The organism is Neisseria sp. GT4A_CT1 (assembly GCF_000227275.1).
Classification (GTDB): domain Bacteria; phylum Pseudomonadota; class Gammaproteobacteria; order Burkholderiales; family Neisseriaceae; genus Neisseria.
Genome location: NZ_JH164965.1, coordinates 166872 through 180149 on the forward strand (window position 1 = coordinate 166872; position 13278 = coordinate 180149).

Below are 13278 nucleotides of genomic sequence, written 5' to 3' on the forward strand. Positions count from 1 at the left end.
AACGGCATCCTCGACAAACTCGCCGCCCAACTGCGCCCGAACGACCCGAAACGTGGCAACGCATAATTTAATATGAAAAACACCCTCCAACTTCTAACCGCCACCGCTTTGATGCTGTCAACACAGGTCTTTGCCAAAACTCCGCCTCCCGGCGTTTACATGACCATGGATTCGCAGCTTGTCGGTATTCTGGCAAATGGCAGCTATTGCATGGTTGTGCAAAACGAGGTCAAAAACGGCAGCTGGCAGAAAACGCCGGACAGTCTGCAACTGGATGACAACAAAACAGTCATTACCGACAACGGCAGCGAAGGCTACACCATCAACGGAGAACCTGCCATGCTGATGAAAGGCGGCAACACTGCCGGCATGTGCGCCACCCTTAAGCAACATGCCAACGAAAAACAACGCAACCGACAGTAAGCCGGCAAATATAGTGGATTAACTTTAAATCAGGACAAGGCGACGAAGCCGCAGACAGTACAGATAGTACGGAACCGATTCACTTGGTGCTTCAGCACCTTAGAGAATCGTTCTCTTTGAGCTAAGGCGAGGCAACGCCGTACTGGTTTAAAGTTAATCCACTATAACTCCTGAAGCTTTCGCTTTCCCTACAAAAGGTCGTCTGAAAAACCAAAATTCGGTTTTCAGACGACCTTTTCTCTTTGTCCGGATATTGTGTAAAGAATTTGTCAAAAAATCGGCGGTAATATCGTAATGAATGACGATTGTTTGAGTTAAATCTAGCCCGCACGTTATCGGATTGTGTTAACCTTACGCTAAGCTTGATAATAGTTAACATTCTGGCGTTTTAGTTTCCCCGTTTATTAATTATTGCAAGCCAGGGTTCTCGCACCATCATCGCTTCATTTTTTTCTTCCATAAATGCTTCGGGATGCAGTTTGTCCCCCCGCAACAATAAGAACCCGAACATTCTCACTCTTGTATTTTAAGGATTAAACAATGAAATCGCTCAAAACGTTCCTTATTTGGGGCATTGTGGTTTTGGTCGGCGTAGCGTCCTTTACCACTTTGGCCCTCAGTCGGGGCGAGCAGGTCAGTGCGGTATGGATGGTCACCGCCGCCGTGTCGGTGTACTGCATCGCTTACCGTTTTTACAGTCTCTACATCGCCAAATATGTGATGCAGCTTGATCCGAACCGCCTGACGCCCGCCGAGCGGCACAATGACGGTTTGGACTATGTGCCGACACACAAAGGCGTATTGTTTGGACACCACTTTGCCGCGATTGCGGGTGCAGGCCCCTTGGTCGGTCCCGTGCTGGCTGCGCAAATGGGTTATCTACCAGGTACGCTGTGGATTATCTTCGGCGTAGTGTTTGCCGGCGCGGTACAAGACATGATGGTCTTGTTCGTCTCCATGCGCCGCGACGGTAAGTCTTTGGGCGATATCGTAAAACAAGAACTCGGCACTGTCCCGGGCGTGATCGCGTCCATCGGTATTTTGATGATTATGGTCATCATCATGGCGGTGTTGGCGCTGATTGTGGTGAAAGCACTGGTTCACAGCCCTTGGGGTACGTTCACGATTGCCGCCACCATGCCGATTGCGCTGTTTATGGGCATTTACACCCGCTATATCCGTCCGGGCAAAATCGGCGAGATTTCCATCGTCGGCTTTATCCTGCTGATGCTGGCGGTTATTTACGGCGACAATGTGGCGCACAGCTCCATCGGTCATTGGTTTGACCTTGACGGCATCCAGCTCACTTGGGCGATTATGATTTACGGTTTCGTAGCATCGGTATTGCCGGTATGGCTGTTGCTGACTCCGCGCGACTATCTCTCTACCTTCCTGAAAATCGGTACGATTGTCGCCCTCGCTATCGGCATCCTCATCGTCAGCCCTGCGCTGCAAATGCCTGCCGTGACCCACTTCATCGACGGTTCCGGCCCGGTATTCTCAGGCGCATTGTTCCCATTCCTCTTCATTACCATCGCCTGTGGTGCGGTTTCAGGTTTCCACGCGCTGATTTCTTCCGGTACCACGCCGAAAATGCTGGAAAACGAAACCCACGTCCGCATGATCGGTTACGGCGGTATGATTATGGAAAGCTTCGTGGCGATTATGGCCTTGGCTGCCGCGTCATCGCTTGATCCCGGCGTGTACTTCGCCATGAACAGTCCCGCCGCCCTGATCGGTACAGATGCCAATACTGCCGCCGAAGTGATTACCACCAAGCTGCAATTCCCCGTCGATGCTGCGACCCTGTTGCACACCGCTAAGGAAGTGGGCGAAAACACCATCCTGTCCCGTGCGGGCGGTGCGCCAACCCTCGCAGTCGGTATGGCACACATCATGAGCCGTCTGATTCCGGGCGAAGCCATGATGGCATTCTGGTATCACTTTGCCCTGTTGTTTGAAGCCTTGTTCATCCTGACCGCCGTCGATGCCGGTACGCGCGTCGCACGTTTCATGATTCAAGACTTGGGCAGTATCTTCTACAAACCTTTCGGCAACACCGACTCCATCCCTGCCAACCTGATTGCGACCTTCTTCGCCGTGGCATTGTGGGGCTACTTCCTCTACACCGGCGTGACCGACCCGCTGGGCGGCATCAACTCGCTCTGGCCTTTGTTCGGCATCGCCAACCAAATGCTGGCAGGCGTAGCCTTGATTATGTGTGCCGTTGTGTTGATTAAGATGAAACGCGACCGTTATGTCTGGGTAGCACTCGTTCCCGCCATCGGCGTACTGTTTGTAACCTGCTACGCCGGTCTGCAAAAACTGTTCCACAGCGACCCGCGTGTCAGCTTCCTTGCCCATGCCGGCAAATACAGCGACGCATTGGCTAAAAACGAAGTCCTCGCGCCCGCTAAAGACATCGGCGAAATGTCGCAGATTATCTTCAACGACAAAATCAATGCCGGCTTGACCGCATTGTTCCTCTCCGTCGTCGTCATCGTTGCCATCTACGGCGTACGTACCGCCATGAAAGCACGCAAAGTCGGCTGGTCAACCGCTAAAGAAATTCCAGCGGTGTACCGCGACGGCAAACAACCGGAGGCACAAAGTGAAGCGTAAACTCGCCGCTTGGTGGAAAACCGCCAAACTTACCGCCAACCTCATGGCAGGCGTGCCCGATTATGAAAACTACGTTGCCCAACAGCGCAAACATAATCCCAACGCCCCCGTCATGACCGAGCTGCAATTTCAAGACTACTGCCGCAAACGCCGCTGCGGCGCAAACGGCGGAAGATGTTGTTAATCGCTTGAACGGTTGAAAAAAGGTCGTCTGAAAGTTTTCAGACGACCTTTTTATATTACAATATTGGCATTTTAAAATCGGCATAGGCAAATACCGTCAGTTGATCCAATTTCCGCCAAAGCGCAACCCGGCAGCGCCGCAGTTTGAGCTCGACAGGAAACTGCCCTATCTTGCCGCCAAGCTGATTTGAATCTACCCGATTCCAATCCATCCATTACATTTTTACCACCTGCTTAAGGACAAGACATGAAGAAAAGCATCATTGCGACATTAGTCGGCATCGCCGCACTGGGAGGAGCAACCGTTGGCGGCGGTATTTATGCCGACAACAAATTGAAACAGGAATACTATTTCCAAAACAATCCCGATGCCGACAAACGCCTGAAAATCACTCTGGATAAATTCGACATGGGCCTCACTTCGGGTAAAGCTTCATGGAGGGGCGACATCACGCCCGACTTGTGCCATCAGGACACAAAATTCTCAATACGCGGCGAGGACATTATTACCCGCGGTCTGAACGGCTACACCATCCAAACCAAACTCTATCTGATTGGAGATGACAATAAAGAAATATTCCGGTTGGACGGCAATACCGTGCTTTCTTGGGGTGGCGAATTAGAGGGCAAACTGACCACACCGGCAGGCTCATTAAACATCGATTCCGACGAAGTCAAATGGGAAACGGCGACTTTGGCTGTCAAAGGCCACAAAGCCGACCATCAGTACCATATCGATAATTTCAATTTCGAATGGCCCGGCATGACTGCCTCACACCCTGACAAACCTGATAGCCCGGGATACCAATTTAGCTTGAAAAACGTTAAATATCAGGCCGATATGGAAAAAGGTGACACCACTGCATTACGCAACGGCACATCCCTCTTTACCCTAGACTCTGCCGCATTCAAAATGGGCAACCAAACCTTTGATTTCGCTGTCGACAAAATCAAAGCAGGAAGCAAACAGTCTGCAAAAGACAACAAATACGCTATGGAAGGACAAAGCGAAATCGAAAACTTCCGCATCAACAACATCAAATTCGACCGCATCCATTACAACTTCAACCTCCGCGATATCAATGGCGAAGGTATCGACCGCATCAATAAATTCTTCGACCGTCAAGGTAAAGAGTGCGTCGATATGAACAGCCCCGACACACAAAAAGAACTGATGGAAGCCGCAAAAACCTTTTTAAAAACCGGCATCAAATTCGACTCAAAAGGCAATCAAATCTACTTGAACAACAGCGCGGTCAAAGCCGACGCAGACGCCTCCATTCCGCCTATCGAATATAAAAACGACGAGCAGCTTCAACAAGACCTCCTCAGTAAGCTGAAATACAACGTCAACGCGGAGGTCGATAAAAACTTCATCAGAGAAGTGCTCAAACTGGCTTCTCAATACGATCCCAATATCAAAGAAAGCGATTTGGACAACGTCGTCAAAGAAATGGCAACCGCGCTCAATGCCGAAGTCACCGAAGACAAGCTGATTATCAAACGCAGCCAATAATCCGCCGGCAAACCTGTTAGAAAATATAGGGGATTAAATTTAAATCAGGACAAGGCGGCGAAGCCGCAGACAGTACAGATAGTACGGAACCGATTCACTTGGTGCTTCAGCACCTTAGAGAATCGTTCTCTTTGAGCTAAGGCGAGGCAACGCCGTACTGGTTTAAAGTTAATCCACTATACCGACAGGTTTCGCATTTACCCATAGCAAAAGGTCGTCTGAAATTTTCAGACGACCTTTTTGGTTTCACGGAGATAGGCATCGCAAACCCGCCATCCCCTAACAATTCACGCAGTCATTAACGCTGATTGCAAGAAGTGTCTACTTTGTTGCCATAAGGATCAACGAAGCTGAAGAAGGCTTGGCTGCCTTTTTGATGCCATTCCGCACCTTTACCGAACAGACCTCGGTTGGAAACATAACGCTCGCCGGAACCGGAAACCGCAGAAGACAAGACAGCGCGTTTGTCATCCAGGCTCAACTCGACGCGGTTGGTATCCAGATTGCGTACAGTCACAGACAAACCGTTTTCACACTCAAAAGATTGGGGCGAACGGCGGTCGCTAGACTGACCACGATCATCATAGTTGCGATCTCCATGGTCATGACGGTGCTCGTGGCGAGGAGCATCATTATCATCATAATCAGGGGCAGCACAAGCACCCAAGGACAAAACAGCCGCTACGGCCAATACAGCTTTAAGTTTCATATTAATACTCCTGAAAAATGTGGAACTGCATAACAGTCGTTCCATGTTATAAACATCCTTATAGTCTAGCAAGGGAGCTTACCCTAATTTACCTGCACGCCCCGAATGTAGCTTTTTCCAAAGCTCCGTAGTTTTTTCGCAAACATTAAAACTTCCCTCAACCATTGCTTCACACTTACCCGCCCGTCCGAGGTCGTCTGAAAACAAAAAAAACCGCCCGCGAAAATCATCGCGAGCGGCAATCCATTGAGAGCATTACAAAATATGAAAACATTACCGCTGACGGGCTTTAAAACGGGGATTGCTTTTACAGATGACGTAAACTTTACCTTTGCGTCGAACGATTTGACAATCGCGATGGCGCTTTTTCGCTGTTTTCAATGAAGACAAAACCTGCATTATTTATCCTTTCTAAAAGACGAAATCATAGATTGGAACCTTTGGTTGAACTTGCTGGCGCGGCCTTCGGTATTCACATTGCGCTGTTTGCCCGTATAGACGGGATGCGAGGCAGAAGACGTATCCAAAGAAAATAAGGGATATTCTTTACCATCGTTCCAAACCATCGTTTTGCCGTGCGTATCCGCACAAGAACGGATCAGCCAGCCTTCATTGGCACCACTGTCGTAAAAAAGCACAGTACGGTAATTTTCAGGGTGGATATTCGCTTTCATCATTCCTCCGATAAATGTTATGGTATAACATTATACATTATAAACTTTAAAACACAACCCCGAAAAAAGGTCGTCTGAAAACGCAGACCATATTCAGACGACCTTCACATTGCTACAATACGGGCTTCCACTCCAATCCAAAGGCACATCATGCCGCTTTTCCACGTCGAACCCTCCCTGTCTTACACTCAGCAAAACCGTGTAGGCGTCCTCCTCCTCAATCTCGGCACGCCCGATGCCCCGACTGCAGCCGCCGTCAAACCATATCTTCGAGAATTTCTATCGGACCAACGCGTCGTCGAACTGCCCAAACTACTTTGGCAGCCGATTTTGCATGGCTTGGTCCTGACACTGCGTCCCAAGAAAAGCGCACATGCTTACGCCAAAATCTGGTTTGAACAAGGCTCTCCGCTTGCCGTCTATACCCAACGCCAAGCAGACGCCCTCGCCAAAGCCATGCCCGACACCATCGTCCGATATGCCATGACTTATGGCAACCCAGGCATCGAAACCGTCCTTGCCGAAATGAAAGCCCAAGGCGTAGGCAAATTGCTGATTGTCCCTTTATATCCGCAATACGCTGCCTCCAGCACCGGCGCGGCATTAGACAAAGTGTTCCAACAACTGCTGAAGCAGCGCAACCAAATGAGCCTGCGCACCGTTTCGCGTTTTTACGACGACGCAGCCTATATCGATGCCATGAAGCAACACATTGAAGCATATTGGAAAGAACACGGACGCGGCGAGAAACTCATGTTGAGCTTTCACGGCATTCCGCAAAAAAATTACGACGACGGCGACCCTTATCCCGACGAATGCCGACATACCGCGAAACTTCTTGCCCAAGCGCTCAACCTAAACGAGCAAGAATACATCGTTTCCTTCCAAAGCCAATTTGGCAAAGCAAAATGGGTAACGCCCAGCACACAAGCCCTGTTTGACCAACTGCCCAAACAAGGCGTCAGCAAATTGGACGTATTCTGTCCGGGCTTTATGGCGGATTGTCTGGAAACCATGGAAGAGATTGCCATCATGGGGCGCGAACAATTTCACGCAGCCGGAGGCAAAGAATACCGCTACATCCCCTGCTTGAACGACCACCCCGCATGGATTCTCGCCCTGACCGAACTGGTCAAAAACAACCTGCAAGGCTGGCAATAACCGGATACATCATCCGACAAGGGATATTGGTGATCACTGATAGACTTTAAACACAAACCAAGCTGCGACAGCATCATCATTTAAAACCTATCCGCGGATTTCCACTGAAAGCGTTACATTTGATTTAAGTCTAAGGTCGTCTGAAAAATCTGTTTTCAGACGACCTTTATTGTATTATCGATAAACAGACCACACCGATAAAAAGGACACATCATGACCACAACAAAAAAAATATTGGCGGCTGCAATTTTTACCCTGTCCGTCCACAGCTCTTTTGCCGCCGATGCTGCCCAAATGACGCAAGGCCAAAAGATTTATGAAAGCAACTGCGCCGCCTGCCACGGTAAAAAAGGGGAAGGCAGGGGAACCATGTTTCCCCCTCTTTACCAATCAGACTATATTATGAAAAAACCGCAGGTATTGCTGCAAAGCATGACCAAAGGCATCAACGGCCCCATCAAAGTCAACGGTAAACCTTACAACGGCTTTATGCCCGCGACCGCCATCAACGATGCCGATCTCGCTGCCGTTGCCACCTATATCATGAATGCGTTTAACAACGGCGGCGGTACCATTACCGAAAAAGACGCCAAACAGGCCAAAGCGAAAAAATAAGGCATCCATACACAAAAAAGGTCGTCTGAAACCGAGATTTCGGGTTTCAGACGACCTTTTTCCTTCTACTGAACTGTTTTTTTAAACCGCTTCCGCTTCTTCCGCGAGGAAACCGCGCAGTTTTTGCATGGCTTTGGCTTCGATTTGACGAATGCGCTCGGCAGATACGCCGTATTCGGCTGCCAATTCGTGCAGGGTCAATCCGCCATCGTCTTGCAGCCAGCGGCTTTCTACGATACGGCGGCTGCGGTCGTCCAGTTGCGCCAATGCGTTTTGCAGACCTTCGGTTTGCAGGGCGTAATGGGCTTGTTTGGACAGTTGGCGGCTGGGTTCGGCATCGTGGTCGGCAAGCCAGTCGATGGGGGCGAAGCTGTCTTCGTCATCGTTGTTGTCCGCCATGATGGCGATGTCGTGTCCGGTCATGCGTTGTTCCATTTCCATGACTTCGGACAATTTAACGCCCAAATCGTCGGCGATATCTTGCGCTTCTTTCGGAGACAAGGCATTCAGGTTTTTACGCATACTGCGCAGATTGAAGAACAGTTTGCGTTGCGGTTTGGTGGTCGCTACACGTACCAGTCGCCAGTTGCGCAGGATAAATTCGTGGATTTCGGCCTTAATCCAGTGTACGGCGAATGAAAACAGGCGCGCGCCACGGCTGGGCTCGTAGCGTTTGACCGCTTTCATCAGTCCGATGTTGCCTTCTTGGATAAGGTCGGCTTGGTTCAGGCCATAGCCGTCGTAACCTCGTGCGATGGATACGACGACGCGCAAATGGGAAAGAATGAGTTGTTTGGCGGCGTTAAGGTCGCCTTTTTGCTGACGCTCCGCGAGTTGGCTTTCTTCTTCGGGCGTCAACATGGGAATGCTGTTGACGGTATGAATGTATTGCTCAAGGCTGCCGTTGCCGCTGTGGATGACGGGTAATGCAAAGGCGTTATTCATGAGAGTTGCTTTCCTTTATATGATGTAGAAACTATTGTTTACTTGTTGTTTGCCGTGCAGTATATCACTGCCTGTTGCCCTATCGTATGCTGTCAAATGCCTTTTTCTGTAAAAGACTGTTTGATAGGTGGATTTTCTTGCTTTTTGAAATTCGATTGATTTTGAAAATTTGACTGTTTTACTGGGAATAAGTTCAGTATATTACAAACATTCTTGTATGTAAATATTAAAGTTCAAGAAAAACGGCCTTATGAAAAGACCGCTTTTTCAAACTCAATCTGCTTTTTTCCTGATTAAAAACAGTGCGATGGCAATAATTGATAATACCCCGATCAGCCACAGCGAACCGCCTGCCTTCATATAAGGGGTTTCGCCGATATAGCCTTTGATATGCCCTTCCAAGACGGCATCGGTATTGGGTTCGCTCTCGGCGATGATGCTGCCTTTGGGAGAAATAATGGCGGTTGCACCGGTATTGGTGGCACGGACCATATAGCGTCCAAGCTCCATCGCGCGGGATTGGGATTGCTGGAGCTGTTGGTACATGGCGTTGGAATCGCCATACCACGCCATATTGCTGACGTTGGCAAGCAGCGTAGCGTTTTTGGCGGTAGCAATGAGTTCGTCGCCAAAGCCGTCTTCATAGCAGATGTTGAAGGCGACTTTTTGATCTTTCATCGTCAAGGGAGCCTGCCCCGCTCCGCCGCGACGGAAGTCGGCAAGCGGCATATTCATCAGCTTATACAACGGTTCGGTCAAAAAAGGCAGCGGTTTGTATTCGCCAAAGGGAACCAGATGATTTTTGGCGTAATACGGGAGGTCGTCTGAAATATCATCGTAGTCGCTCAAATTGATTACGGCGTTTTCGTATCCGCTGCCGTCCGCAGTGTATTGACCGATACCGACGGCCAATGCGCTGCCGTTCGTGCGCGCCTGCTCGGCAAACTGAGTCAGGATATTTTCCGGCAAATCCTGACGCATCACAGGCAAAGCGGTTTCCGGCAGGATAACGATGTCGGCGGATGTTTTGCTGATTTGACCGTAGTATTTCTGAATGGTGGGGACGACTTGTTCTTCATTCCATTTCAGACTCTGCTCGATATTGCCCTGCACGAGCGCGACGGTACTGGTGCTGCCGTCGGGTTTGGTAAAGTCGGTTTGCTGGGCGACATAACCGACGGTACACAGCATGACAATCATGCACATCGGCAGCAGGCGTTGTTTCAGACGACCCGTATTGTCAATCAGCAACACCAGCCATGCACTGACAAATGCCGTCGCCAGCGTTACCAGATGAATACCGCCCAAAGGCGCAAAGCCGGCAAGCGGGCTTTCTTTGACGATTTGGGAATAGCCGATTGCCCCCCAGCCAAAGCCGGTCAGCAGGCGTTCGCGGGCAAATTCCGCCAGCGTCCACAAAATCGGCAACACGATGCCGACCTTAACCCAGCGCGGCAGATGAAATTTCTTCCACAACCAAAAACAGGCGGCAGGATACAGCGCAAGAAACGCAGGCAGCAGGAAAGTCAGCGGAATCGCGTATAAATTAGGCAAGCCGGAAACATCATGCAGCGCGGTATGTATCCAATAAAACTGCGTCGTATAAGCAATCAGCCCAAACAGATAGGCGGTGGAAACAGCAAAGCGCGGACGCAGTTCAATCAGTCGGATCAATGCGCCAAACAGCAAGGGCATCAGCCAAAAATGGTAATAAGGCGCGAAAGTCAACGGCGTGGCGGCGGCGATCAGGATCACCAGTGGCCAGTACAGCACGGGATGCTGCCAATATTGTTCGAGTTTGCGGAAAATGTTCATTGCAGAGAAAAGAAAATAAGAGGTCGTCTGAAAATACAGCCTCAACAAAGTTGAACCATTTTCAGACGACGTATCGGTTGTTTAGTGTTTTTGAAACAGCTTCATCAAAGGCAGCGCAACAGCGCAGGCGATGGCACCGGCAATCAGCCCGACGGCAAGGTTGGCAACATGCTCCATCAAGCCGCTGTCCCAATGTTGCGCGTGTAAGAAATCATGCAAAAAGCCCAAGTTGTGGGTAATCAGACCGCCGCCGACAAGGAACATGGCAAGCGTACCCACCACGCTCAAACCGCGCATGAACCAAGGCATAAAGGCAATCAAGCCGCGTCCGACCGTTTGGATGCCCGTGCTTTTTTGACGCATCAGCAGCATACCGAAGTCGTCGAGTTTGACGATAATGCCGACCAAACCGTACACAAAAGCGGTCATACCGATGCCGATTGCCGCCATCACCAGCGAACGGGTCATCAGCTCGTATTTTTCGACCACGCCCAAAGCAATAATAATGATTTCGGCAGACAGGATGAAATCCGTACGAATCGCGCCTTTAATCTTGGTTTTTTCGTCCAGCGTTTCGGCGGCAGCCTCCTCGTCTTCATGCGCTTCGTGGCGGTGTAAAAACTTATGCAGCAGCTTTTCCACGCCCTCGAAACACAAATAAATCCCGCCTATCATCAATAAAGGCGTAATCAGCTTCGGCAAGAAGGCAGACAGCAGCAAAGCCAGCGGCACCAAAATCAGCTTGTTCACCAAAGAACCTTTCGCCACCGCCCAAATAATCGGCAGCTCGCGTTCCGCCGACACGCCGGTAACCTGATTCGCATTAAGCGCCAAATCATCGCCGACCACGCCCGCCGTTTTCTTGGCAGCCATTTTGGTCATCAGGGCAACGTCGTCCAAGACAGCGGTAATATCGTCCAAAAGGGTGAAAAGCGAGGCAAATGCCATGATATATTTCCGAAAAAGGGTCAGATTGAAGAAGCCGGCTATTATAACCGAGAAAGTATGACACCGAAGGCTTTCAGACGACCTTTAATGGAAATTAACGGAATTTGGCGCGGCTTAATTGAAAACCTGCCGCATCGGCATAAAATATGCGTATCTGCGAGATTTTAAATCTGACAACAAGCCCTCCGCCCCACTCAAAAAGGTCGTCTGAAAACCGCCCTCCCCTTTTGAACTGCACCCCAAAAGTTGGACACATCCCCTCCAACTCACAAGGTGCAGTTTTTTTATGAGCAGAGACCTTTGCAAAAAAGCCCTTCCCCCGACAGACGAAACCCAAACACAGGTTTTCGGCTATTTCCCTCCCCCAATACCTCCTGATTTTACCCAAATACCCCCCTTAATCCTCCCCGGATACCCCATAATCAGGCATCCGAGCCGCCTTTTAGGCGCAAACAGGCGCACTTAGCCTGTTAGCCGCTTTCAACAGGTTCAAACACATCGCCTTCAGATGGCTTTGCGCACTCACTTTGAGCAGACCAAAAAGGCTGCCCGGGCATAGCGGAATTTACGGTGCAGCGTCCCGAAGCTTTGTTCGACCACATAACGGGTCTTTGACAAATAGCGGTTACGTTTGGTTTGCGCTTCCGTCAGCGGACGGTTGCGGTGGGCTTTGCGCATAATGCCGTCCAACAACTGATGTTCTTTCAGATGTTGCCGGTTTTCCTTACTGTCATAGCCTTTATCGGCATAGACGGTCGTACCTTCCCTTCGGCAATGCCTTCCAACAAAGGCAACAGGTGGTTGCACTCATGTGTATTGGCCCCAAGCCGCCTAACGCTCCTCCAGCCCGGCCAAAATCGCACAATCCGGGCAGTCGTCTCCCGCGCAGGCATCGTGCCAGCGTTGCAGCTCGGCCACCATGCCCTGCAAGCGTTCGATTTTGGCTTCCAGCTCGGCGATGTGCCGCGCGGTGAGCGTTTTCACTTCGCGGCTGGTGCGCTGCGGGTTGTGTTGCAGGCTCAAAAGCTGCCCGATCTGCGGCAGCGAAAAGCCCACTTCCCGCGCATGGCGGATAAAGCGCAGCCGGGCAAGGTCGGCCTGTCCGTAGCGGCGGTAGCCCGCTTCGCTGCGCGCGGCCGGGGCGATTAGGCCGTGCTTTTCGTAGTCGCGGATTTGTTTGGCGGAAAGGCTGCTCTCGGCCGCGGCCTGGCTGATGTTCATCATGATGCTTGACCTTTACTTCGGGTGAAGCTTTATAGTGGTGGCACTTAGCGGGAAAGCAAGAGCAGACCCATCATTTCAGGCTACCTGAAAGCTTTGGCTGCAACGGACTTTAAAACCTCAGCCTCATTCCAACAGAAAGGAAACCCTATGCAAACCATCACATTAAACATCGAAGGCATGACCTGCGGCGGCTGCGTGAAAAGCGTTACCAGCATCCTCGAAGGCGTAAACGGCGTGGACAAGGCCGAAGTGAGCCTGGAAAACAAGAACGCCGTCGTGGAATTCGACCCCGCCCAAACCAACCCCGCCGCGCTGATAGAAGCGGTGGAAGACGGCGGCTTTGATGCGGCTTTGTAAATCGAATCGCAACAAATCGACTGCAACACCCCAAAGGCTACCTGAAAACCCTGCTCCGCTTTTTTCAGGTAGCCCAACCACATTCA

14 protein-coding genes and 2 pseudogenes are annotated in these 13278 nt (G+C 50.5%); 8 read left to right on the forward strand and 8 right to left on the reverse strand.

The window, feature by feature from the left end:
* Positions 1-72: 72 nt before the first annotated feature.
* The 5 genes and pseudogenes from HMPREF1028_RS03485 (at position 73) to HMPREF1028_RS03500 (ending at position 4744) form a co-directional block, all read left to right on the forward strand.
* A complete protein-coding gene (locus tag HMPREF1028_RS03485; protein WP_009311400.1) occupies positions 73-423 on the forward strand; it encodes a hypothetical protein in 351 nt (116 codons plus the stop codon).
* Positions 400-587 (forward strand): annotated as a pseudogene (locus HMPREF1028_RS15320) (hypothetical protein); the annotation flags it as partial. The gene HMPREF1028_RS03485 and the pseudogene HMPREF1028_RS15320, both read left to right, overlap by 24 nt.
* 376 nt (positions 588-963) lie before the next feature.
* Positions 964-3045, forward strand: a complete 2082-nt coding sequence (locus HMPREF1028_RS03490) for a carbon starvation CstA family protein (RefSeq protein WP_009311402.1) — start codon at positions 964-966, stop codon at positions 3043-3045.
* Complete coding sequence (locus HMPREF1028_RS03495; RefSeq protein ID WP_003744600.1) at positions 3035-3229, forward strand: YbdD/YjiX family protein; 195 nt, start codon at positions 3035-3037, stop codon at positions 3227-3229. Before HMPREF1028_RS03490 ends, HMPREF1028_RS03495 begins: the two co-directional genes overlap by 11 nt.
* 246 nt (positions 3230-3475) lie before the next feature.
* A complete protein-coding gene (locus HMPREF1028_RS03500; protein ID WP_009311403.1) occupies positions 3476-4744 on the forward strand; it encodes a DUF945 family protein in 1269 nt (422 codons plus the stop codon).
* Positions 4745-5042: 298 nt separating this feature from the next.
* Here HMPREF1028_RS03500 and HMPREF1028_RS03505 read toward each other — a convergent pair whose 3' ends face one another.
* The 3 genes from HMPREF1028_RS03505 to HMPREF1028_RS03515 form a co-directional block, all read right to left on the reverse strand.
* Positions 5043-5453: an MliC family protein gene (locus tag HMPREF1028_RS03505; protein WP_003761628.1), complete on the reverse strand. Its 411-nt coding sequence runs from the start codon at positions 5451-5453 to the stop codon at positions 5043-5045.
* A 273-nt stretch (positions 5454-5726) separates the two neighbouring features.
* Positions 5727-5852: a type B 50S ribosomal protein L36 gene (gene ykgO, locus HMPREF1028_RS03510; RefSeq protein ID WP_003685279.1), complete on the reverse strand. Its 126-nt coding sequence runs from the start codon at positions 5850-5852 to the stop codon at positions 5727-5729.
* Positions 5852-6127 (reverse strand): type B 50S ribosomal protein L31, encoded by a 276-nt coding sequence (locus HMPREF1028_RS03515; RefSeq protein WP_009311404.1) that lies wholly within the window; start codon positions 6125-6127, stop codon positions 5852-5854. Before HMPREF1028_RS03515 ends, ykgO begins: the two co-directional genes overlap by 1 nt.
* 150 nt (positions 6128-6277) lie before the next feature.
* Here HMPREF1028_RS03515 and hemH point away from each other — a divergent pair, with 150 nt between their 5' ends.
* Together hemH and HMPREF1028_RS03525 are read left to right on the forward strand one after the other, a co-directional pair.
* Complete coding sequence (gene hemH / locus HMPREF1028_RS03520; RefSeq protein WP_009311405.1) at positions 6278-7288, forward strand: ferrochelatase; 1011 nt, start codon at positions 6278-6280, stop codon at positions 7286-7288.
* A gap of 213 nt (positions 7289-7501) precedes the next feature.
* Positions 7502-7903, forward strand: a complete 402-nt coding sequence (locus tag HMPREF1028_RS03525) for a cytochrome c (protein ID WP_009311406.1) — start codon at positions 7502-7504, stop codon at positions 7901-7903.
* An 81-nt stretch (positions 7904-7984) separates the two neighbouring features.
* Here HMPREF1028_RS03525 and rpoH read toward each other — a convergent pair whose 3' ends face one another.
* From rpoH to cueR, 5 genes and pseudogenes are all read right to left on the reverse strand, one after another.
* On the reverse strand, positions 7985-8848 hold the full coding sequence (gene rpoH, locus HMPREF1028_RS03530) for an RNA polymerase sigma factor RpoH (protein WP_003744881.1): 864 nt from the start codon (positions 8846-8848) through the stop codon (positions 7985-7987).
* 273 nt (positions 8849-9121) lie between these two features.
* Entirely contained in the window at positions 9122-10663 is a 1542-nt protein-coding gene (lnt, locus tag HMPREF1028_RS03535; protein WP_009311407.1) for an apolipoprotein N-acyltransferase, read from the reverse strand.
* Positions 10664-10744: 81 nt separating this feature from the next.
* A complete protein-coding gene (locus HMPREF1028_RS03540) occupies positions 10745-11611 on the reverse strand; it encodes a DUF808 domain-containing protein (protein ID WP_009311408.1) in 867 nt (288 codons plus the stop codon).
* Between the two features lie 442 nt (positions 11612-12053).
* Positions 12054-12432: pseudogene (locus HMPREF1028_RS03550) on the reverse strand (transposase); the annotation flags it as partial.
* Between the two features lie 10 nt (positions 12433-12442).
* The gene (cueR, locus tag HMPREF1028_RS03555; protein WP_009311410.1) at positions 12443-12835 is read right to left on the reverse strand and encodes a Cu(I)-responsive transcriptional regulator; all 393 of its coding nucleotides are present in this window, start codon (positions 12833-12835) and stop codon (positions 12443-12445) included.
* Positions 12836-12982: 147 nt separating this feature from the next.
* On the opposite strand from cueR, the gene HMPREF1028_RS03560 reads away from it, so the two are divergent.
* On the forward strand, positions 12983-13192 hold the full coding sequence (locus HMPREF1028_RS03560; RefSeq protein WP_003674677.1) for a heavy-metal-associated domain-containing protein: 210 nt from the start codon (positions 12983-12985) through the stop codon (positions 13190-13192).
* Positions 13193-13278 lie beyond the last annotated feature (86 nt).

Excerpts from the sequence above, each read along its gene's own strand:
- HMPREF1028_RS03485 (WP_009311400.1), top strand. The coding sequence starts at position 73 with ATGAAAAACACCCTCCAACTTCTAACCGCCACCGCTTTGATGCTGTCA.
- HMPREF1028_RS03490 (WP_009311402.1), top strand. The coding sequence starts at position 964 with ATGAAATCGCTCAAAACGTTCCTTATTTGGGGCATTGTGGTTTTGGTC.
- HMPREF1028_RS03500 (WP_009311403.1), top strand. The coding sequence starts at position 3,476 with ATGAAGAAAAGCATCATTGCGACATTAGTCGGCATCGCCGCACTGGGA.
- HMPREF1028_RS03505 (WP_003761628.1), bottom strand. The coding sequence starts at position 5,453 with ATGAAACTTAAAGCTGTATTGGCCGTAGCGGCTGTTTTGTCCTTGGGT.
- ykgO (WP_003685279.1), bottom strand. The coding sequence starts at position 5,852 with ATGCAGGTTTTGTCTTCATTGAAAACAGCGAAAAAGCGCCATCGCGAT.
- HMPREF1028_RS03515 (WP_009311404.1), bottom strand. The coding sequence starts at position 6,127 with ATGAAAGCGAATATCCACCCTGAAAATTACCGTACTGTGCTTTTTTAC.
- hemH (WP_009311405.1), top strand. The coding sequence starts at position 6,278 with ATGCCGCTTTTCCACGTCGAACCCTCCCTGTCTTACACTCAGCAAAAC.
- HMPREF1028_RS03525 (WP_009311406.1), top strand. The coding sequence starts at position 7,502 with ATGACCACAACAAAAAAAATATTGGCGGCTGCAATTTTTACCCTGTCC.
- rpoH (WP_003744881.1), bottom strand. The coding sequence starts at position 8,848 with ATGAATAACGCCTTTGCATTACCCGTCATCCACAGCGGCAACGGCAGC.
- lnt (WP_009311407.1), bottom strand. The coding sequence starts at position 10,663 with ATGAACATTTTCCGCAAACTCGAACAATATTGGCAGCATCCCGTGCTG.
- HMPREF1028_RS03540 (WP_009311408.1), bottom strand. The coding sequence starts at position 11,611 with ATGGCATTTGCCTCGCTTTTCACCCTTTTGGACGATATTACCGCTGTC.
- cueR (WP_009311410.1), bottom strand. The coding sequence starts at position 12,835 with ATGATGAACATCAGCCAGGCCGCGGCCGAGAGCAGCCTTTCCGCCAAA.
- HMPREF1028_RS03560 (WP_003674677.1), top strand. The coding sequence starts at position 12,983 with ATGCAAACCATCACATTAAACATCGAAGGCATGACCTGCGGCGGCTGC.